The sequence below is a fragment of the Mesorhizobium sp. WSM4814 genome, from assembly GCF_055811595.1.
Map to the genome: position 1 here is coordinate 1 of NZ_JBVVQT010000044.1, position 18,249 is coordinate 18,249.

The window sequence follows — 18,249 nt, forward strand, 5'->3', positions numbered from 1 at the left end:
GCTCGACCAATATCGAGCGTCGGGTCGTGCCATGATGACCGTCCCGCCGCCCAGATTGACCTTAGGGTAGCGCAATCGTGCGACAATTCGTAGGGGCTTCGCAGATGAAGCGGCAACGGCCTGTTTGCAAGCGTCGACCGGATGCCTGCGCGACCGCGAAATCAGGCAGCAGACGCGGCCGAATTGCGAGCGGCAATGGGCGACCGGTGAATCCCGCACTCCATCTTCGACAGCCCGCTCCAGCGGCCCGCGCGCGGATTGTCCGCGCTGCCGCACGCGACCGTGCACGGCGCGCAGCCGATCGAGAGGTAGCCTTTTTCGAGGAGCGGATGCCGGGGAAGATTATAGCGATCGAGATAGGCCTCGATCTGTTGGCGGGTGAAGCGGGCAAGCGGATCGACCTTTAGCGTCCGTCAGTTTCCTCGAGCGTCGGAACATCCGCGCGAAGCCCGCCATGATATCGCTTGCGACCGGAAATCCAGGCCTTGAAGCCAGTCAGCGTATTTTCGAGCGGCAGAACCTTGCGGATCTGGCAGCACCGGTCAGGATCGCGGCGGTGCAGCGATCCAGCGACGTCGAGCGCCCGCAAGATATCCGTTTGAGGCGTGACAACGCGCAGATCGGTGAGGCCGAGCAGAGCCGTCAGCTGCGCGCGATAGGCGATCGTTTCCGAAAACAGCTTTCCGGTGTCGAGCGTGATAACGGGGAGCGAACGGTCGATCGAGGCCGCCATGTGCAGCAGCACCGCGGATTCCGCGCCAAACGACGACACAAGCGCTATGTTTCCGCAAAACACCTCGCTGACGAGCGGCGCCAGCAGGTCGGGTCCGTCGAGATGGTTCAGCTCTGCGATGACGGCTTCATACATGGCGGTTCGGCCGATCAAAAACGGTGTTGGCGTGACGAAGCCGCATCATAGCTTCGCCACGAAATCGAGGAGCGCCTGGCGGTCGGTCTCGTCCAGGTCGAAGAAGCGGTCGCGCACGATCTGCGCCGTGCCACCATGGGCCAAGACGGCATCGCGCAGCGTTGTCGCGCGGCCGTCGTGCAGGTAGCGATGGCGCAGGCGGATGCCGACGAGTGGTGCGGTCCGCCATTCGGCGCCAATGGCGTCGCCCTGGACGATCTTGTCGTCGAGCGCCGGCCCCATGTCGTGCAGCAAAAGGTCGGAGTACAGCTCAACTTCGCCGTTGCTGCCCTCCAGCGCCGGCACGTGGCATTTGGCGCAGCCTATCGAGGCGAAAAGCCGTCCGCCATGGCTGCCAAGCATCGCGCCTTGGCTCGATGAGGGTGATGCGGCCCGGAAGGTCGCCGAGAACGGGATCAGCGCAGCATAGGCCAGGGCCGCCGACAGAGCCACCCCGACGAAACCGACGCCGATCAGGCGCCAGGCGCCGCCGGCCTCTCCGAGCCGGCCGTCCCGGGTGGTGATGCCGAGCGCGATCATCACCATCAGGAACAGGAACTGGTCGACATCGAGGATGACACGGCGCAGTTGCGGATTGAGGGTCATCTCCGAATTGAGCATCACCACGCCGATGAACGCGACGATGAACCACGGGAACGGGATAGGTGCGGCCTCTTGCGCCTTGTGACGGCTACGAAACACCAGGCTGGCGGCCAGCAGAAGCGGGACGAGCATCAGGACTTTGCTGAGCTTGACCAGCGTTGCGGTGTTCAGCGCGTCGTCGGAAATGGCGAAGGAGGCGCCGTAGACCTGCGCCAGCTCGAAAATGCTCGCCCCGACGAACACGCCATAGAGGCGGTCATCGAGATGCTGCAGCCAACCGCCCAGGAACATGACCGGATAGGCGAGCAACGCCACGGTGCCGCTCAGCGTGATCAAGGCGATAGCGATGCCGGCGCTCTGGTCGCGCGCCCGCATCAGCGCGGCCATCGAGAGGATCGCCGCGGCGCCGCAGACGGCGCTGCCGACCGCAACCAGCAGCGCGATCTCGGCGTCGAGCCTGAACAGCTTGCGCGCAATGGCGTAGAGCAGCGTCAGCACCAGGATCAACTCGATGGCCGCCACTGCGAGCGGCATGAACCCCAGATCCAGGAACAGCCGCGTCGTGATACGGAAGCCGACCAGCACCACGGCGAGTCGCAGCAGATAGCGCTTGGTGAAGTCGAGCCCCGGGCGCAAGGCGTCGGGACAGGCGAAGCTGCTGCCGATCAGCAGCCCGAAGAGCATGGCGACCAGGACCGGGTTGCGCGACAGCGGCTCGCCCAGTCCGCCGGCGATCCAGCCGGCCGCAAGGGCGAGTGCCGCGGCAACGATGACGCCAGGCAAGACCGGGCGCATTTTTTCCGGCGCATGGGAGAGCGTCAGGGCGAGGCTCATGGCTTTGCCCCATCGGGCAGGCGGAGCGCTCGCAGATAGGAGGCGACCGCGTCGATCTGTGCGGAATCGTCTTCGATCGGCTGCGCGCCCGCCTCGCGGCTGGCAGTCGCGCTGGTGACGCCGAGTTCGTTTGCGAAAGCGTTCGCCACCATATCTTCGAGGGTGGCGATATCAGCCTTCCAGCCGTATCGGCCGACCCGCGATGCGCCTTGGGAGTCGACGACATGATGGGCGCGGCCTTTGATGCCGTCGCCCTTGCTGACCGCCTGCGCTTCGATGACGCTGTCGGGTATCTCGTCGATCCTGGCGATCTCGTAGAGAGCCAGCGGCATGCGCAGCGAGATCACATTGGCCTGGCGCGGCATCGCCGCCGGCACGTTCGCGTTGCCGGCGCCCCCGTCGAGTGTATAGCGCCTGGCGACCGGACTGTTGGGATGATCGATCGGAACCGTGCGGCCAGAGCCCGGATCCATATGGGCTATTCTGCGCGCAAAGTGGCCTTCATCGACGCTCGCGCCGCCAGGGCCGGGATGGCAGGCCACGCAGGACGTTGCATTGAACAATGGGCCGACGCCCATCCGCGGCGTGAAATCGGTCTGGAACGACTTTTTTCCGCGCGCCGCAAGATTGGCGTCGGCGGCAGCGCTCTGTGTCTCCTGCGTCGCTGCCGCCGCGCCGTGCTCATCGAAGGTCCCAACCTCGACGAGCGCCCCTTCGTGGCCCGGAAATCCCGGAACCTCGCCGCCAATCGTTATCCAGATATGCTGTGCGTCCGCCGACGTCGCCATCGCGCGAAGGCGATCGGCTCCCAAAGGACCGAGCCCTGGAACCTCGATCGTCGCGCGTGCGAGAAGCTGGCCGTCCTGGCTCACGCGCAGCAGTGAACCGTCGCCGCGGTTGGCGACAAACAGATCGGACCCGCCGGCGAGTGTCGTATGGCTCGAAAACTGCGGATTGGCGATCTCGGGGATGGCGGCGGCGACATCGACCGGACGGTCGAATTCCGGCAGCAAGATCGTGCGGGTCCTGGCGACGGTGAAATGCCGCCGGTCGTCCTCCAGGTCAAGCAGCACCAGCCGGTCACGACCCGGATCGGCGATGTAGAGAGCGCGGTCCGGGTTCCACTTGAAGGCGAGGCCGGTGACGCCGGGATCGTCGCTGATGCCCAGGCCGGTGCTGACCGTGCCCTGGCCGGTGCTGACCGTGCCCGGCCCGGCCAAGCCGTCGACACCATCCTGGACGTGGATTTGAACCACGCCGCCATCCGCGGTGACCGCGGCGAACACGGCAAAGCCGCTGCCGTCGGGCGAGGGGCCGAGAAACGCCGTTCCGAGCGCCCCCGTCTGCATTCCGCCCGATGTCAGCTGGCCGCTTGCCTGATAATTCAGCAGCTTGCCAAGCCAGCCGCTGGGCTGTGCTTTCGGTGCCTGCTCGCGATCGGTATGCCGGCCGGCGAACACGCCGCCGGCCTCGCGACTTGGCGCGTTGGCGAGCGGCGCACCGTCGGGGTCGACGACGGTGACGCTGCCCTCGCCAGCCAATCCGTTCGGCGCGTTAGCGATCCAGGGTCTTCCAAAGGCGTTGTTGATCGAAATGTATCGCGGTCCGGATGCGGCTGCGAGGCGCGCGGTTCGAGCTCCGGCATTGTATCGCCGGTTGAGAAACCGTTCGCTCTGCGCCGTGTAGAGCTGCACCCTCGCATCTCCGCCGTTGCCGGTGAGCTCTTGCGGAACGACAATGGTGCCACGAGAGCGCGGATCGATGGACAGGATCGCCCCGACCTCAAGCGCTGGATCGTCGGCTGGTGCGCCGAAATTGCTGCCCACGGCGACGAGAACCCTGAGCGGATCGAGCATCCGCCCTTCGCGCGTCGCCATAAGAAATTCCGGATTTCCCGGTATCGGCCCGCCGACATGAAAGCGCCCCACCTCGCGCACGCCGGCCACGTCGGGCAGCCCGACGGCAACGATTCGAGCGTTCAGGCGCCAATCGGGAGTCTGATCTCCCGCGAACGCCCAGCTTGGCAACAGGCTGAGAACTATCGCCGCGGCCTTCGACAGCGTCCGGCGGGCCTGATAAGTTCCGACGGAATCTGTTGGGGCAACTGCACGGCCTGCTCGCATCGCGAAGTCTCCAGCGGTAGCAAGCGCGCGCTGACGCCTGCCAAATCACAGTGCAATTTTAGAGCACGCGCACATACGGATCGCTTACGGCATTCGGCGTGCTGGCTCGCCGAGCATGCCGCTATGATTTGAGGTCAGCTGCCGGCGCGAACGGCCGGTCGTTCAATCGGCCGGAACGCTTTCCACTCGCTCCGCCGGCCTAGCAACGAAGCTGCGCCAACCGCCATAGGCCGAAATGTCGATCGCTCGTGACAACCCGGCTGTTTCGACCAGGAAGCCCTTGGCCGATGTCCCGTCATCGAGCTCGATCGTGCCGATGCCGAGCGGCGGCGGGATCGCGGCCACGAAGCGTCCGAACGCGTCTGGTGAAAGCCGCCAAACCTCGATATCGATCGACGTCCCGTTGCCATCGGCAACACGCACGAGCCCCGGCTTCGGCACGGATTGGCCGGCGAGTGCGTAGAGCTTATAGGAAGCAACCGTCCTGGCGGCCCTGCTCAATCGCGCGCCAAGCGCGCAGAGTTGGCCGTTGAGCGGCATTCCCGACAAATGCGCGCCGACAACCACGAGCTCGATCAGGTCGTCAGTAGGGTCGAAGCTTTTGGCCGTGAAGACAGGCATCGCCCAGCCTGTCGCGCCAAGGCCGAAACCGCTCGCCGCATGCAACTCGCTGGCCAGCGTCGCCGTCAGTGCATCCTTGCCGGCAGCGGCAAGCAAGGTAACGCTCATCGGCAGATCGTCGTCGCGCTTGCCGGTCGGCACGGCGATGCCGCACATGTCGAGCAGATTGACGAAGTTGGTGTAGGTGCCGAGCCGGCTGTTGGTGACGATCGGATCGGCCAAAACAGTTTCCAGCGAATAGTGCGTCGGCGCCGTCGGCACGCAGAAAAGGTCGACCGAGGCGATGACAGGCGCGAGCCTAGCCTTGTGGGCCTGCAGCGCATAGAGGCCTTTGAAAGCATCCGCCGCGGAAAGTTTTCGTGCGCCGCCGATGATTGTGCGCGTCACCGGGTGCATGGCTGCCTCGCTCACGTCCATGAAATCCGCGATCGCCGCATAGCGCTCGGCCACCCAGGCGCCTTCGTAGAGCAGGTTGGCGGTAGCGTAGAAATCGCCGAAGGGAATTTCGATCAGTCGGCAGCCGAGCTGTTCCAGCGTCCGCAGCGCCGTTTCGAATCCCGCTTGCATGGCCGCGTCGCCAGAAAATTCCCGGTCCGCTTTTGCGGGAACCCCGACGGTCAGCACGGGTGGACACGGACCAAGCGGCGGCGCCGCGATAGCGCGCGAATAAGGATCGACGTCATCTTTGGCCGCCGCCGCCCTGAAGACGCTGTAGGCGTCATCGACGGTGAGCGCGAAGACGGAGACGCAGTCGAGCGTGCGGCAGGCCGGCACCACGCCGGTGGCCGACAGCGCGCCGACGGTCGGCTTCAGCCCGACGATGTTGTTGAGGCCGGCGGGAATGCGGCCGGATCCTGCGGTATCGGTGCCGAGCGCGAAAGAAACAATGCCGTGCGCCGTCGCCACGGCCGAGCCGCACGAGGAACCGCCCGGCACCAGTTTCGGATCGATCGCGTTTCGGGGGACCGGATAAGGTGTGCGCACGCCGACGAGGCCGGTGGCGAATTGGTCGAGATTGGTCTTTCCGAGGACCAGCGCCCCGGCCGCCCTCAGACGCGCGACGACGGTGGCGTCTTTCGCCGGCAAGTAGGCATATTCGGCGCAGCCGGCCGTGGTCGGCATGCCGGCAACATCGATGTTGTCCTTGACCGCGAACGGCACGCCCCACAGCGGCTTTGCCACGGGATCGAACCCGCCGAGTGCGTCGGCTTCGGCGAACAGGTCCGCCTTGCTCGCCAGATGGATGAAGATGCCGGGATCGTCCGCTTTCGCTATGCGCTGAAACACGGTTTCAATAATGGTAGCGGCCGACATGCCGGAGGCATAAGCCGCGTGCAGGCTGCCGATATCGAAGCGGATGTCGCTCATTTGGCCTCGTCCAGAATGATCACCGGCAGATTCCACTGGATCAGCACGACGCAGCCGTCTTTCGTCCACACCGAATGCTCGGTCCCGACCGGGTTCAGGATCACGCTTCCGGGAAGATAGTCGCCAGTCTCGTCGCTCTGGGTGCCTTCCAGCACCACGATGGTTTCCAGCCCGACATGGCGATGGCGCGGCACGCCGGCGCCGGGCTGATAGTTCAGGATCGCGACGGAGGGTTCGGCCGGTCCGCCCTTGAGCAGCCAATGCACCGTGATGCCGTCGCGAAAATGCTCGAATGCCAGATCTCGCCAGCCCCCATGGATGAGAGCCGGGTATGTGATGTTAGGCATCGGCAATTCCTTTGAGCACCTGGTCTGTCATCGCCGTCCAGCCGACGATCGCGCCCTGCGCCCTGATCATGGCCAGTGCGGCCGCCTTGAAATCCGGAAAATAGCTTTCCGTCGCATCCTCCGCCAGCAGGCATTCGTAGCCGCGGTCGTTGGCCTCGCGCATCGTCGTCTGCACGCAGACTTCCGTCGTGACGCCGGCGAAGACGAGCTGCTGCACGCCGAGCCGCTTGAGGTCCTCGCCGAAGCTGGTAGCGTAGAACGCGCCCTTGCCGGGTTTTTCGATGACGATTTCGCCAGGCAGCGGGGCTACCTCGTGGAGGATCGCCGTTCCCGGCTCGCCGACGACCAGCACGCGGCCCATCGGACCGACATCGCCGATTCGGATCGACGGATTGCCGCGATTTCGCTTGGCCGGCGGCAGGTCCGAAAGGTCTGACCTGTGGCACTCCATCGTGTGGATCACCGGCAGGCCGGCGGCGCGAAATCCCTGGATCAGTCTCTTCACCGTTGGCACGATCGCCGCCACCCGGCCGACGTCGTTGCCGAGGCTGGCGCCGAAGCCGCCCGGCTCGGCGAAATCGCGCTGCATGTCGATGACGACCAGCGCCATCGCCTCAGGCTTGAAGGCAAACGGAAACGGCAGCGCGTCGATCTCTGCCATCAGTGATGTCCGGCCATGTACTCGCCGATCGTCTGGACGCTCGCCTGGGCGATCGGCGTTTCGTAGACCAGCGCGCCGTCGGACATGACGAAGATGCGGTCCGAGAGCTCCAGCAATTCGTCGAGGTCCTCGGACATCAAGAGCACGGCGGCACCAGCGTTGCGTGCCCGCATGATACGGGCGCGGATTTCGGCGACGGCAGAGAAGTCGAGGCCGAAGCAGGGATTCGACACGATGAGAAGATCGACCTCGCCGGTTAGTTCGCGGGCGAGCACCGCACGCTGCACATTGCCTCCGGAGAGCGACGAAATCGGCGAGGCGAGCGAGGCCGTCTTGACCTTGAACTGCTCGACCAAGCGCGTCGCATAGTCCCTGATGGCGCTCATCCTGATCCAGCTTATCGGCTTGCCGGCCTCGTTCAGGTCGAAGGTCCGGAATGCCATGTTTTCCGCCACCGTCATCCTCGGCGCACAGGCATTGCGCAACGGTTCCTCCGGGATGAAGCGAACATTGAGCGTGCGGGCCTCGGCGCGGCTGGCGCCGTAGGGCGATCCCTTCACCAGAACGTCGCCGGCATCACGCGTACGCTGTCCGGCAAGGACTTCTAGAAGCTCCTTCTGGCCGTTGCCGGAAATGCCGGCGACACCGACAATCTCGCCGGACTTCACATCGAGCTCGCCGATATTGATGGTTTTCAGGCCGGTGCGGTCGGGCGCCTTCAGCGCCTTCACCGTCAGGATTTGCCTGGCGCCGACCGGCACTGGAGCGCGGCTGTCGAGCGCGGCGATCGGCTGGTCACCGATCATCATCGCCGCCATCTGCTTGTGAGACAGTTCCGATACTTTCCCCGTTCCTGTCAGTCTGCCCTTGCGCAACACAGTGATGTCGTCGGCAAACGCCGTCACCTCGTGGAACTTGTGCGAGATCATCAGCACGGTGAGGTCGCCCGCCTTGGTCATGCCGCCCACGAGGCCCAGCACTTCCTGCGCCTCGCCGGGGGTTAGCACCGACGTCGGCTCATCCAGCACCAGAAAACTGCGGCCGAGATAAAGCTGCTTGATGATTTCGAGCTTCTGTTTCTCGCCGGCGGCGAGTTCGGCCACCTTGACGTCGAGCGGCAGCTTGAATGGCATCCGCTCCATGAATTGGGCAAGTGCGGCGCGTTCCTTGCGCCAGTCGATAATCCCCGGGACCTTTTCGCGGGAAATGACCAGGTTCTCCGCACCTGTCAGCGACGGGACGAGGGTAAAATGTTGATAGACCATGCCGAGGCCGAGCGCCGAGGCGTCCTTCGGACTGGCGATCCCGACCTCGCGGCCGTCGACCAGAATTTCGCCGGCGGTCGGGTGATTAAAGCCCATGATGCATTTGACCAGCGTCGACTTGCCCGCGCCGTTTTCGCCAAGCAGCGCATGAAACGATCCCGCCGGCACCTTGATCGAGACGTCGTCCAGCGCGGTGAAGGCGCCGAAACGCATGCGCATGCCGATCGTCTCGACGCCAACCGCTCTTTTGCCGCGATCACTCATGATCGAACCTCATGGCAACTGGGCGACGAAGGACGCCGAATTGGACACCGCGCCGAACACGCCACCTTGCATCTTGATCATCTTGATCGCAGCGAGATGATTGCCGTAGTCGGTCGCCCCGCAGCAATCCTCCAGCATCACGCATTCGAAGCCGCGGTCGTTGGCTTCTCGCATCGTCGTGTGCACGCAGACGTCGGTGGTGATGCCGGTCAGCACGATGTTTTCGATGCCGCGCCGGTTGAGGATCAGTTCCAGGTCGGTGGCGCAGAACGAGCCCTTTCCCGGCTTGTCGATGATCGGCTCGCCTTCGGCCGGATAGAGGTCGGGGATGATGTCCCAGCCCGGCTCGCCGCGCACCAGGATGCGCCCGCAAGGTCCGGGGTCGCCAATGCCGGCATTGATGCGGCGCGAGCGCCAGCGCTTGTTGGCCGGCAGGTCGGCGAGATCGGGCCGGTGGCCCTCTCGCGTATGAATGATGGTGTAGCCCTTCGCCCGCATGGCAGACAGCACTGATCTGATCGGTTCGATCGGCGCCCGCACCAGCGAGAGATCGTAGCCCATATGATCGACATAGCCGCCCGGCCCACAGAAATCGGTCTGCATGTCGATGATGATCAGCGCCGTGTTGTCGGGCCGAAGCTCGCCATTGTAGGGCCATGGATAGGGATCGGCATCGATGTAGCGCTGCGTGACCTCGGCTCTGGCGTTCATTGAGAAAAACTCCAGTCTGGAAACGTCATTTGGTGATCGACAGTTCGCCCGGTGCGCCGGCCAGCGAACGGCTCGGCGACGAGGTGGCGATCATGATGACGAGGGTGAGAATGTAGGGTGCGGCGTAGAACAGATAGTAGCCTTGCGTGACGCCGACCGATTGCAGCGCCGGCCCCAGCGCGCCGGCCCCGCCGAACAGCAGCGCGGCGGCAAAGCAGCCGAGCGGGTTCCAGCGCGCGAAGATCACCAGCGCCACCGCCATCAGCCCCTGGCCCGACGAGATGCCTTCGGTCCAGCTGCCGGGATAGTAGAGCGACAGATAAGCGCCGCCGATGCCGGCCAGCGCGCCGCCGATACCGGTGGCGATGAGGCGCACCGTATTCGGGTTGAAGCCCATGGCGCGCGCGGCATCGGAACTGTCGCCGACCACGCGCAGGATCAGGCCGGCCCGGGTGTTGCGGAAAGCCCACCACAGGAATACGGCAAGTGCTGCGCCGATCAGGAACAGCACATTGATGTTGAGCGCCGCCTGCACCTGCGGAACGTCGGACCAGCCGCCAAACGGGATGGCCGGCAGGTCGGGCGCCGAGGGCTGGATGAACGGTTTGCCGAAGAAGAAGGCGAGACCCGAGCCGAACAGCATCAGCGCAATGCCGATGGCGATGTCGTTAACGCCACGGAATCTGCAGATCCAGCCGTGGAACAGGCCGAAACAAAGACCGGCGGCTGCGGCGGCCAGCAGGCCGAGCCATGGTGAGCCGGTCATCACCGCGACGGCATAGGCGGTCATCGCGCCGAACACCAGTGTGCCTTCGAGACCGAGATTGATGCGGCCCGAACGCTCGGTGATGGCTTCGCCCAGCGACACGAAGATGAAGGGCGTCGACACCCGGATGGCGCCGCCGAGCATGGCGAGCGGAACGCCCCAGAGGCCGATCTCGGTTGCGCCCATCAGGCAGTTCCCTTCAGGAGATCGGGCCTCTTCAAGAGATCACCCCTCTGCCAGAGGTCGGGATTGAAGGCCTTGAAGCGGCCGTAGAAGGTTTCGCTGAACAGGATGACGACGAAGAGCATGCCCTGCAGCACCAGCACGGTGGCGTCGGGCAGGTCCATGCGGCGCTGGATCAGCCCGCCGGAGGCGTCGATGCCGCCAAGCAGGAAGGCGACCGGGATGATGGCGAGCGGATTGTGGCGGGCGAGGAAGGCGACCAGGATACCGGTATACCCATAGCCGGCGGCGAGCGAGCCGTTGGCGCTGCCTTGCACGGCGGCGACTTCGAGCATGCCGGCAAGGCCGGCAAAGCCGCCGGCCAGCGCGGTGAAACCGACAATCAGCGGTCCAACGGCAAGTCCCTGCACCTGGGCTGCCCTGACATTGCCGCCAGCGATGCGGGCGGCGAACCCCCAGCGGGTCTTTTCGATCAGCAGCCAGGACAGAATGCAGGCGATGATGCCGACGACCAGGCCCCAATGCACGTCCATGCCGGGAATGTTGCCGATGCGGTAGGCCTCAGCCAACGGCTCGGTCGACGGTTTGTTGAGCGAGGCGGGATCGCGCAGCGGTCCTTCCACCAGATGGTTCATCAGGGCGATGGCGATATAGGCCATCAAAAGGCTCGATATGGTTTCGTTGACGGCACGGTAGTGGCGTAGCGCGCCGACGGCACCGATCCAGATGCCGCCGGCGGCCAGGCCCGCCACGCCCATGGCAAGAATAACGAAAAAGGCGGGGGCGCCGCTGGCGGCCACGCCCATGGCAGCCGCGGCAACGCCGCCCAGCACGATCGCGCCTTCGCCGCCGATGACGACAAGGCCGAGCCGGGCCGGCAGCGCCACGCAGAGCGCCGCAAGCAGCAAGGGTGCGGCCCGCGACAGCGAGTTCTGGACCGAGAACCACGAGCCGAAGCCGCCGCGCCACATCGTTTCATAGAGCTGCGCCGGCGATTTGCCGACCAGCGCGATGAACAGGCTGAACAGGGCCATGCCGACAATCAGGGCCGCGAGCGGGATGACGAGGGCTTCCGCCCGCCGGGCGATCCATTCGAGCGCCGTCGGATAGCTTTTGGCGCCGAGCATCACTGGCACGCTCGCGCTGCTCACGGTGTCTGCCATGGCCCACGTCTCCGATCCATGCTCAAGCGGTCGAGCCGACGACACCCTCGACGAGATAGTCCATGCTTTCCAGTTCGATCGCGGCTTCGACGAAGGTCTGGCCCTCGGTTGCGACGACGTCGCCCTTGTTGTTCTTCAACGGCCCCTTGATTACGGAAAAGCCGCCCTTCATCATTTCGGCGAGCGTGCCGTCGAACTGTGCGCGCGCCGCCTCGCTGACGGCGGGGCCGAGCGGGCTCATCTTGACGAAGCCGTCGGCCAGTCCGCCGCGCGTGAAATTGGGCAGCGGCTTGCCGGCCACGAGGTCGTCGACGAACATCTTGTAGACCTTCGCCCAGTTCCATTCCGCGCCGGTCAGGTATTTTTCGGGTGCCAGCGGGCTCTGATTGGCATGGTAGCCGCAGATGAAGGCGCCGCGCCCCGCCGCCGTTTCGACCACCACTTTCGGGCTGTCGACATGGCAGGTGATGACGTCGGCACCCTGATCGACCAGTGCATTGGTGGCCTCCGCCTCCTTGACCGCCAGCGACCATTCGCCGGTGAAGATCACCTGGCAGGTGATTGCCGGGTCGACCGAGCGTGCGCCGAGCAGGAAGGAGTTGATGTTGAGCAGGACCTGCGGAATCGGCTTTGCCGCGACGAAGCCGATCTTCTTGGTCTTGGTGGCGTGGCCGGCGGCGACGCCGTTGAGATACTGGCCCATGCCGATATAGCCGAAATAGGAACCGGCATCCATCGGATGCTTGTCCTTGTTCCACATGCCGCCGCAATGGCGGAACTGCACGTCGGGGAATTTCGCGCACATGGCCAGCATGTGCGGATCGAAATAGCCGAAGGAGGTCGGGAAGATCAGCGAGGCGCCGTCGAGGTTGATCATCGATTCCATCGACTTTTGGACATCGACCGTTTCGGGGACGTTCTCCTCCTCGACCACGGAGATGCCCTCGATGGCCTTCAATGTGGCGGCACCCTCGGCATGCGCCTGGTTGTAGCCGTAGTCGTCCTTCGGTCCGACATAGATGAAGCCGACAGTGACGGCAGCGGCGAATGCCCTGCTGATCGGGAATGACGCCGAGGCCAGGCCGAGCGCCGCTCCGGCGGCGGAGGTCTTGAGCAGCTCGCGGCGGCTAAGCATGAATCTCTCGGTCATGTGAATGCTCCCTGTTGAACCCTTTCCGGGTCGATTTAATTCCCTTCTCGTAAAAGTGCATGCAATCGCTGTGCCAGTTCAAAATCTGGATTTTATCCAATTAAATCAGTTGGCATGCCGATTTGCCGTGCCCAAGCGAAAGGCAATTGCATGCACTTTTTGCCTTTCAATTAGCCAGTTTGACATCTAGATTAAAATAGAGGCATAGAGGACACGCGCCCGAGTCGAAACTTCCGGCGGGCCACCTGCCGCACGCCGCGAAAAAGACTGACGGAGGAGAATTGTCGGGGAAGCGCAGCTTGATCAGGTCGGGCACGACCGTCGATCAGATGGTGAGGGCGATCGGTGACCGGATCGTCACCGGCTTCCTGCGCCCCGGCGAAAAACTCGACGAGGCTTCGCTCGCTGCCCGTTTCGATGTGTCGCGCACCCCCGTCAGGGAAGCGCTTGGCCGGCTGAGCGCCATGGGGTTGGTCGAAAGGCGGCCCAACCGCGGCGCCACCGTCGCCGTGGTGACGCAGGAGCATCTTGCCTCGATGTTCGAGAGCATGGCCGAGCTTGAAGCGATCTGCGCGCGGTTCTCGGCCGAGCGCATGACCGCCGGCGAACGCCGCGCGCTCGAAACCGAGCACCAGGCATCGGCGCGCCTCGTGCAATTGGGTGCGGAGGAGGACTACGAGTATTTCAACACCGAGTTCCACACTCGGCTCTATCGCGGCGCGCACAGCAAGCACATCTATGAACTGACCGTCATGACACGCAGCCGGCTGGCGCCGTTCCGGCGCGCGCAATTCATGCTGCCGGGCCGCCTGGCCAAATCCTGGCAGGAGCATGACGTCATCGTTACCGCAATCATGCGCGGTGACGGCGCCGCCGCAGGGCAAGCAGCCAAGGATCACGTCTCCATCGTCAGCGAGGCGAGCGCCGTCTTTGCCGCGGTCGACCCGATGAAACCGGCGGATTCGATCGGGATGTCTTCCTAGTCGACAAAACCTGACGCGTGGTACCCGAAACGGAATACCGTTTTGACCCCGAGGCGACCTATGTCTTGCGTGTAGCGAATGGCCGCTTCGCGCCTGATGTCGGTCGTTTGGGCTGGCTTCAACAGATCCTGAAGCGGACACGCCAACGATAAAGCCAAGATGCAGGAGATGCTCTCGTTGCCTGCTGCGGCTGGCGTTGAAAGCGGCCGGCTTCCCATCGGCGCGTTGCGGACGAGGGTGATGACGCTTCGCTCCACGCGTCCTAACCTTCAACCTTCTGCCAGACGGAGACATGTTTATCGCTGACCTGCGTGAACAGCTCCTTTTTCCAGCCGCCCCAACGCTCTTTGAGCCTTAAACCAGCCAGTCGCGCCATAAGGTCGAATTCAGCTGGCCAGGCATAACGAAACGGTACTGAGAATCGCTCATAGCTTCCGTCATGGAGCCAGATGTGATGGGACGAGAAATTCTGGTTCACCACGTCGTGCTCGTCGACGCCCCAATGCGTTTCGCCGTGGTCGAACGCCAGGATCGTCTCGCCGACCGGCAGCCGCTGAAGCGGTGGCACGCCGACCTCAATCAGGAAGTGTCCACCAGGTTCGAGATGCGCGGCTGCGTTCCGGAAGCAGGCGAGCTGAGCGTCCTGCGATGTCAGGTTGTTTATCGTATTGAAAACCAGGTAGACGAGTGAGAACCGTCTCGCGACATCCGTCGTTACCATATCGCCGATCGCTACCGATATCTCCGCGCCTCCTTCTTTAGCGCAAAGGCGAGACACCATCGGCCTCGAAAGCTCGATGCCCTCCACCTGCACCCCTTTCCGCGCGAGAGGAAGTGCGATACGTCCGGTTCCGATCGCGAATTCCAAGGCGCGCCCGCCTCCTGCGAGCTCGGCCAGGAGATCAACGGCCGGCTCGATCACCTCTGGCGCAGAGATGCCTTTATCATCATCGTAGGTCGCAGCGATCTTCTCGTCGAAAAGCCCGTCATCATGCATTCTGTCTGCCTCTCTGGTAACGCTTGTTTCAAGACCGACGGCGCTATCGCGTTGACCGCGGCTTCGTGGACATCGCATTAATTCGTGAGCCGTCGCGAAAGGGATCAGCGAGGGCTTCCACCCATCCGCTCGGGGCATGGGATTCCCCGCAGGCAAGCGCATCCATGGCAGCGGCCGGTGATCTATTTCGTCGCTCGCTGGCTGCGACGGTGCCAGTCCAAGCGAACTTGCGAATATCGCGACGCGCTATACCTATGTCCGCCAGATCACGATCCGATAGTCGGTGTAGTGCGTGTTCGGTCTCGCTCCGTTGCCACCAGCCCACAACGACGGAGGCTCCGAACCTCAAAGCTGGTAGCTTCGTCAGAAGGCCGCGGGTAAGGCGCTCCGGGATTTCGGCTATTTGGAATTCCAGTGTCATGACCTTCGTCCAAGTTGTGCTGAGTTAATGCCAACCTAGTGAATTGCCGTCAGACGTGTTATCGGCAGTCTGACAAATTATGTCTCTGAGCCGCCATGATTGCCCGCGACAACCTGATCAACGTTCATTTGCCGGAAGACGGGTTCGGAGATTATCCGCATACCGCTGTCGCTCAGGGCGGAGCAGAGCCCGCCGGGCGGACCTACGCTTTTCATACGCACCACCGGGCGCAGCTTTTCCAGATCGTGCGGGGTTCGCTGAGGCTGGAGACCGAGCGGGGTTACTTCATCATCCCGCCCGAACGCGCCGTGTTCGTGCCGTCCGGGGTCCTCCACGAGGTGACCTACCTGCAGGAGACGGAGCGCAGCTATCTCTTTTTCCGCCCCGACGCCGTGGCCAGCCTGTCACCGGAAGTCTCCGTGATCGGTACGACGCGGCTCCTGCGCGAGCTAATCCTGGCGTTTCTGGAAATACCTCGCGCGGATGCGGGCAGCCTCCGCGCCGAACGACTTGTGGCAGTCATTCTCGACCAGCTCCAGACGAGTCCGGTCGCACCGTTGTCTCTCCCGTTGCCGGCATCCGAACGCCTCCGGGACATCGCCGCAGACATGCGGAATGAGCCGGGCGCAGATTGGCCCCTCGATGAGCTTGCGTCACGTGCGGCCATGTCCCCACGTAGCTTCCAGCGTCACTTCCAATCTGAGACAGGGATGAGTTTCCGCGCCTGGCGACAGCAGGCGAAACTGCTGAAATCGGTGGAGTGGCTCGCCGGTGGCCGAAGCGTCGGCGACATCGCTTTTGCACTCGGCTACTCAGGCCCCAGCGCCTTCATCGCGGTTTTTCGGGCGGCCTTCGGTGCCTCTCCCGGAAAATACTTCCAAGACACGCCTCTGAAGCTGTGATTCACCGGATGCCCGGCGCGGCTTTCCGCGTAAGTCTGCCTTCTTGGCCTCGCTCTCCAGAACCTGCCAGTCTCCTTCCGGCTCCCGAGCGGTAGTGCCCCGCGCCGTTTCTCCTTCGGCCAATCAAGGCCGAGGAGAACTCACATGGGCCATTCTCAATTCGATGATGCTAGCCGTGAACGAGCAGCTTGGAATGCTGGAAAGAAGGTGGGAACCAAGCGTCCGCTCCCGCAGAAACAGATTTGGGCCGTCCGCTTCTTTCTCTATCGCGAGCGCCGCATTCGTGACCGTGCCCTGTTCGATCTTGCGATCGACAGCAAGCTTCGCGGTTGCGACCTGGTCAAGATCAGGATTCGCGATGTGGTCGCCGGACCGGAGATTAGGACTCGCGCGATCGTAGTTCAGCAAAAGACGGGGCGGCCGGTGCAGTTCGAGATCACTAGCGATGTGAGAGCAAGCCTGCTGGCCTGGTTCGAACGGCGTGGCGGCACGATCGAGGACTATGCTTTCCCGAGCCGGATAGATCACGCATACCACATGAGCACAAGGCAGTACGCCCGCCCTGGTCGACGAGTGGGTGACTGCGATAGGTCTGCGTCCAGAGGAGTATGGCACTCACTCGCTCCGTCACACGAAGGCATCAATGATCTACAAGGCGACGGGCAATATACGCGCCATCCAGATCTTGCTCGGTCACTCCAAGATTGAGAACACTGTCCGGTATCTTGGTGTCGACGTGGAGGACGCGCTGCTCCTGGCTGAGCGAACCGAAATCTGACGTTGAGCGGCCATCCGACCCAGCGCGGATGGCCGCTTCAACGCGCGGGATACGTTGCTTGCCTTGTCCGTGGTTGGTGGAAAGCTGACCGGCCGGTTTCGGACCAGTTGGGGAAATTGCCGCCCCTTCGGTTGTCGCTAAATGCCCTTGCCTTCAAAAGCACGATTTTCTTGTATCTGGCGGCACTCGACCTATCTTTCTGTCCTTACGCGCGCTTGACGTTGGCTCCCACGACTTGCCTGATGTCATCGACTTGGGCGGTTGTCAGTATCCGCTTCGGCAGCATGTTGAACACGCGCGGCCCCTGATAGAGGAGGATCACCTTGTCGTCCTCTGCCCATTTTAAGTAGTCGCCCCAGGCAATATTCCAGTCACCCTGCTGCGCGATGCTCCTGAAGCCTTCAGCCGACCATGAAACCATCATCGGGTGCTGGAGGGTTTTCTGGGCGGCGTAGGCCTTGCGGGCAAAAATGGCCGCGCCGACGAAATATTGGAAGAACGGCAACGCAATCACGACCGCGAAGCCGATATAGACAACCGGCGCAAAAGGCGCATCGTGCATCTGCAATGCCGGTACGAAGAAAATGCCGAGCAGCAGCGTTGCGAAGCCCAACCAGGAAATGAGCGGCCAGCGTGAGGTCGCGTATTTCAGTATGAACAGCTTGTTGGCCGCGACATAGTCATCGGCGGTCAAGGTAAGGGTGACACTGCGGTTCAGATCGTTCATGGCCTACCAGTAAGTGGGCGGTTCTGGATCGGGACGGAATAACACCCTGAGCGCTTATGCAAAATAGCCGAAGGTCCTCAGACTGCCCGTCCGACCCCGCGACAGTTCTACACTACTGCGCCAGCGCCGGCACCGGGATCGTGCATTTCTGGTCCTTCTGCGCCTGCGCTGCCGCACCAGTTTTCTCGACGCGCCGAACCTGCAAGTTATCGTCCAGAAAATTGACAGTCGTTGCACTGATTTCGCTACTTTCAGCCGTCTCGTCCGAAACGTTGCGGCCTCTCCTAAACGATGTCCGGTTTGCAGCAACGCAATCAACGCAATGAGCGTCTGGGTTGGGGTCGGTTGCTGAAAGGCAGCAATCGCGCAGCGGCAGCCAAGAGCTGACGGTCCGGTGGCGTGAAGAGTTTCGGGCGCCGGCAGGCGTACGAAAGTCCCCGAGGAAGGAACCCGCGGGCCACAGGCGATGGCTATG

Annotated in this window: 18 protein-coding genes and 1 pseudogene; 3 read left to right on the top strand and 16 right to left on the bottom strand. The window is 63.4% G+C overall.

Annotated elements, in window-relative coordinates; translation table 11 throughout:
- Positions 1–161: 161 nt before the first annotated feature.
- The 12 genes from AC0L2V_RS31335 to AC0L2V_RS31390 form a co-directional block, all read right to left on the bottom strand.
- Complete coding sequence (locus AC0L2V_RS31335; RefSeq protein WP_473522106.1) at positions 162–368, bottom strand: phosphoadenosine phosphosulfate reductase domain-containing protein; 207 nt, start codon at positions 366–368, stop codon at positions 162–164.
- A gap of 35 nt (positions 369–403) precedes the next feature.
- Positions 404–868: a phosphoadenosine phosphosulfate reductase domain-containing protein gene (locus AC0L2V_RS31340; protein WP_473522090.1), complete on the bottom strand. Its 465-nt coding sequence runs from the start codon at positions 866–868 to the stop codon at positions 404–406.
- A gap of 45 nt (positions 869–913) precedes the next feature.
- Positions 914–2,344: a YeiH family protein gene (locus AC0L2V_RS31345; protein WP_473522091.1), complete on the bottom strand. Its 1,431-nt coding sequence runs from the start codon at positions 2,342–2,344 to the stop codon at positions 914–916.
- The gene (locus tag AC0L2V_RS31350) at positions 2,341–4,467 is read right to left on the bottom strand and encodes a hypothetical protein (RefSeq protein ID WP_473522092.1); all 2,127 of its coding nucleotides are present in this window, start codon (positions 4,465–4,467) and stop codon (positions 2,341–2,343) included. Before AC0L2V_RS31350 ends, AC0L2V_RS31345 begins: the two co-directional genes overlap by 4 nt.
- A gap of 162 nt (positions 4,468–4,629) precedes the next feature.
- Positions 4,630–6,456, bottom strand: a complete 1,827-nt coding sequence (gene atzF, locus AC0L2V_RS31355) for an allophanate hydrolase (RefSeq protein WP_473522093.1) — start codon at positions 6,454–6,456, stop codon at positions 4,630–4,632.
- A complete protein-coding gene (locus AC0L2V_RS31360) occupies positions 6,453–6,803 on the bottom strand; it encodes a cupin domain-containing protein (protein ID WP_473522094.1) in 351 nt (116 codons plus the stop codon). Before AC0L2V_RS31360 ends, atzF begins: the two co-directional genes overlap by 4 nt.
- A complete protein-coding gene (locus tag AC0L2V_RS31365) occupies positions 6,796–7,464 on the bottom strand; it encodes a cysteine hydrolase family protein (protein ID WP_473522095.1) in 669 nt (222 codons plus the stop codon). The genes AC0L2V_RS31360 and AC0L2V_RS31365 overlap by 8 nt, the downstream gene beginning before the upstream one ends.
- Positions 7,464–8,993 (bottom strand): ABC transporter ATP-binding protein, encoded by a 1,530-nt coding sequence (locus AC0L2V_RS31370; protein WP_473522096.1) that lies wholly within the window; start codon positions 8,991–8,993, stop codon positions 7,464–7,466. The genes AC0L2V_RS31365 and AC0L2V_RS31370 overlap by 1 nt, the downstream gene beginning before the upstream one ends.
- Positions 8,994–9,002: 9 nt before the next feature.
- Entirely contained in the window at positions 9,003–9,704 is a 702-nt protein-coding gene (gene biuH / locus AC0L2V_RS31375) for a biuret amidohydrolase (protein WP_027152532.1), read from the bottom strand.
- 25 nt (positions 9,705–9,729) lie between these two features.
- Positions 9,730–10,656 carry an ABC transporter permease gene (locus AC0L2V_RS31380; RefSeq protein WP_473522097.1) on the bottom strand — a complete coding sequence of 309 codons (927 nt, stop codon included), beginning with the start codon at positions 10,654–10,656 and terminating at the stop codon, positions 9,730–9,732.
- The gene (locus AC0L2V_RS31385; protein ID WP_473522098.1) at positions 10,656–11,816 is read right to left on the bottom strand and encodes an ABC transporter permease; all 1,161 of its coding nucleotides are present in this window, start codon (positions 11,814–11,816) and stop codon (positions 10,656–10,658) included. Before AC0L2V_RS31385 ends, AC0L2V_RS31380 begins: the two co-directional genes overlap by 1 nt.
- A gap of 22 nt (positions 11,817–11,838) precedes the next feature.
- Entirely contained in the window at positions 11,839–12,966 is a 1,128-nt protein-coding gene (locus AC0L2V_RS31390) for a BMP family ABC transporter substrate-binding protein (RefSeq protein WP_473522099.1), read from the bottom strand.
- 299 nt (positions 12,967–13,265) lie between these two features.
- Between AC0L2V_RS31390 and AC0L2V_RS31395 the strand changes: the two genes are divergently transcribed.
- Positions 13,266–13,949, top strand: coding sequence for a GntR family transcriptional regulator (locus AC0L2V_RS31395; protein ID WP_473522100.1), 684 nt, complete (start codon positions 13,266–13,268; stop codon positions 13,947–13,949).
- Between the two features lie 262 nt (positions 13,950–14,211).
- Here AC0L2V_RS31395 and AC0L2V_RS31400 read toward each other — a convergent pair whose 3' ends face one another.
- Entirely contained in the window at positions 14,212–14,946 is a 735-nt protein-coding gene (locus AC0L2V_RS31400; protein WP_473522101.1) for a class I SAM-dependent DNA methyltransferase, read from the bottom strand.
- A gap of 43 nt (positions 14,947–14,989) precedes the next feature.
- Positions 14,990–15,367, bottom strand: coding sequence for a DUF1127 domain-containing protein (locus tag AC0L2V_RS31405; RefSeq protein WP_473522102.1), 378 nt, complete (start codon positions 15,365–15,367; stop codon positions 14,990–14,992).
- A 95-nt stretch (positions 15,368–15,462) separates the two neighbouring features.
- Here AC0L2V_RS31405 and AC0L2V_RS31410 point away from each other — a divergent pair, with 95 nt between their 5' ends.
- Both AC0L2V_RS31410 and AC0L2V_RS31415 read left to right on the top strand, forming a co-directional pair.
- The gene (locus tag AC0L2V_RS31410; RefSeq protein ID WP_473522103.1) at positions 15,463–16,269 is read left to right on the top strand and encodes an AraC family transcriptional regulator; all 807 of its coding nucleotides are present in this window, start codon (positions 15,463–15,465) and stop codon (positions 16,267–16,269) included.
- A gap of 144 nt (positions 16,270–16,413) precedes the next feature.
- Positions 16,414–17,047, top strand: a pseudogene (locus AC0L2V_RS31415) (tyrosine-type recombinase/integrase).
- Positions 17,048–17,252: 205 nt separating this feature from the next.
- On the opposite strand, the gene AC0L2V_RS31420 reads toward AC0L2V_RS31415, so the two are convergent.
- Together AC0L2V_RS31420 and AC0L2V_RS31425 are read right to left on the bottom strand one after the other, a co-directional pair.
- Positions 17,253–17,774, bottom strand: a complete 522-nt coding sequence (locus tag AC0L2V_RS31420; protein WP_473522104.1) for a YcxB family protein — start codon at positions 17,772–17,774, stop codon at positions 17,253–17,255.
- Between the two features lie 112 nt (positions 17,775–17,886).
- Positions 17,887–18,249: hypothetical protein (locus AC0L2V_RS31425; RefSeq protein ID WP_473522105.1), on the bottom strand; the 363-nt coding region annotated here is incomplete at its 5' end.

What these genes read in the sequence shown, in the direction of transcription:
- AC0L2V_RS31380 (WP_473522097.1), bottom strand. Translation starts at nt 10,656, where the DNA reads ATGGGCGCAACCGAGATCGGCCTCTGGGGCGTTCCGCTCGCCATGCTC.
- AC0L2V_RS31410 (WP_473522103.1), top strand. Translation starts at nt 15,463, where the DNA reads ATGATTGCCCGCGACAACCTGATCAACGTTCATTTGCCGGAAGACGGG.
- AC0L2V_RS31360 (WP_473522094.1), bottom strand. Translation starts at nt 6,803, where the DNA reads ATGCCTAACATCACATACCCGGCTCTCATCCATGGGGGCTGGCGAGAT.
- AC0L2V_RS31370 (WP_473522096.1), bottom strand. Translation starts at nt 8,993, where the DNA reads ATGAGTGATCGCGGCAAAAGAGCGGTTGGCGTCGAGACGATCGGCATG.
- AC0L2V_RS31385 (WP_473522098.1), bottom strand. Translation starts at nt 11,816, where the DNA reads ATGGCAGACACCGTGAGCAGCGCGAGCGTGCCAGTGATGCTCGGCGCC.
- atzF (WP_473522093.1), bottom strand. Translation starts at nt 6,456, where the DNA reads ATGAGCGACATCCGCTTCGATATCGGCAGCCTGCACGCGGCTTATGCC.
- AC0L2V_RS31340 (WP_473522090.1), bottom strand. Translation starts at nt 868, where the DNA reads ATGTATGAAGCCGTCATCGCAGAGCTGAACCATCTCGACGGACCCGAC.
- AC0L2V_RS31345 (WP_473522091.1), bottom strand. Translation starts at nt 2,344, where the DNA reads ATGAGCCTCGCCCTGACGCTCTCCCATGCGCCGGAAAAAATGCGCCCG.
- AC0L2V_RS31420 (WP_473522104.1), bottom strand. Translation starts at nt 17,774, where the DNA reads ATGAACGATCTGAACCGCAGTGTCACCCTTACCTTGACCGCCGATGAC.
- AC0L2V_RS31405 (WP_473522102.1), bottom strand. Translation starts at nt 15,367, where the DNA reads ATGACACTGGAATTCCAAATAGCCGAAATCCCGGAGCGCCTTACCCGC.
- AC0L2V_RS31365 (WP_473522095.1), bottom strand. Translation starts at nt 7,464, where the DNA reads ATGGCAGAGATCGACGCGCTGCCGTTTCCGTTTGCCTTCAAGCCTGAG.
- AC0L2V_RS31350 (WP_473522092.1), bottom strand. Translation starts at nt 4,467, where the DNA reads ATGCGAGCAGGCCGTGCAGTTGCCCCAACAGATTCCGTCGGAACTTAT.
- AC0L2V_RS31400 (WP_473522101.1), bottom strand. Translation starts at nt 14,946, where the DNA reads ATGCATGATGACGGGCTTTTCGACGAGAAGATCGCTGCGACCTACGAT.
- biuH (WP_027152532.1), bottom strand. Translation starts at nt 9,704, where the DNA reads ATGAACGCCAGAGCCGAGGTCACGCAGCGCTACATCGATGCCGATCCC.
- AC0L2V_RS31390 (WP_473522099.1), bottom strand. Translation starts at nt 12,966, where the DNA reads ATGACCGAGAGATTCATGCTTAGCCGCCGCGAGCTGCTCAAGACCTCC.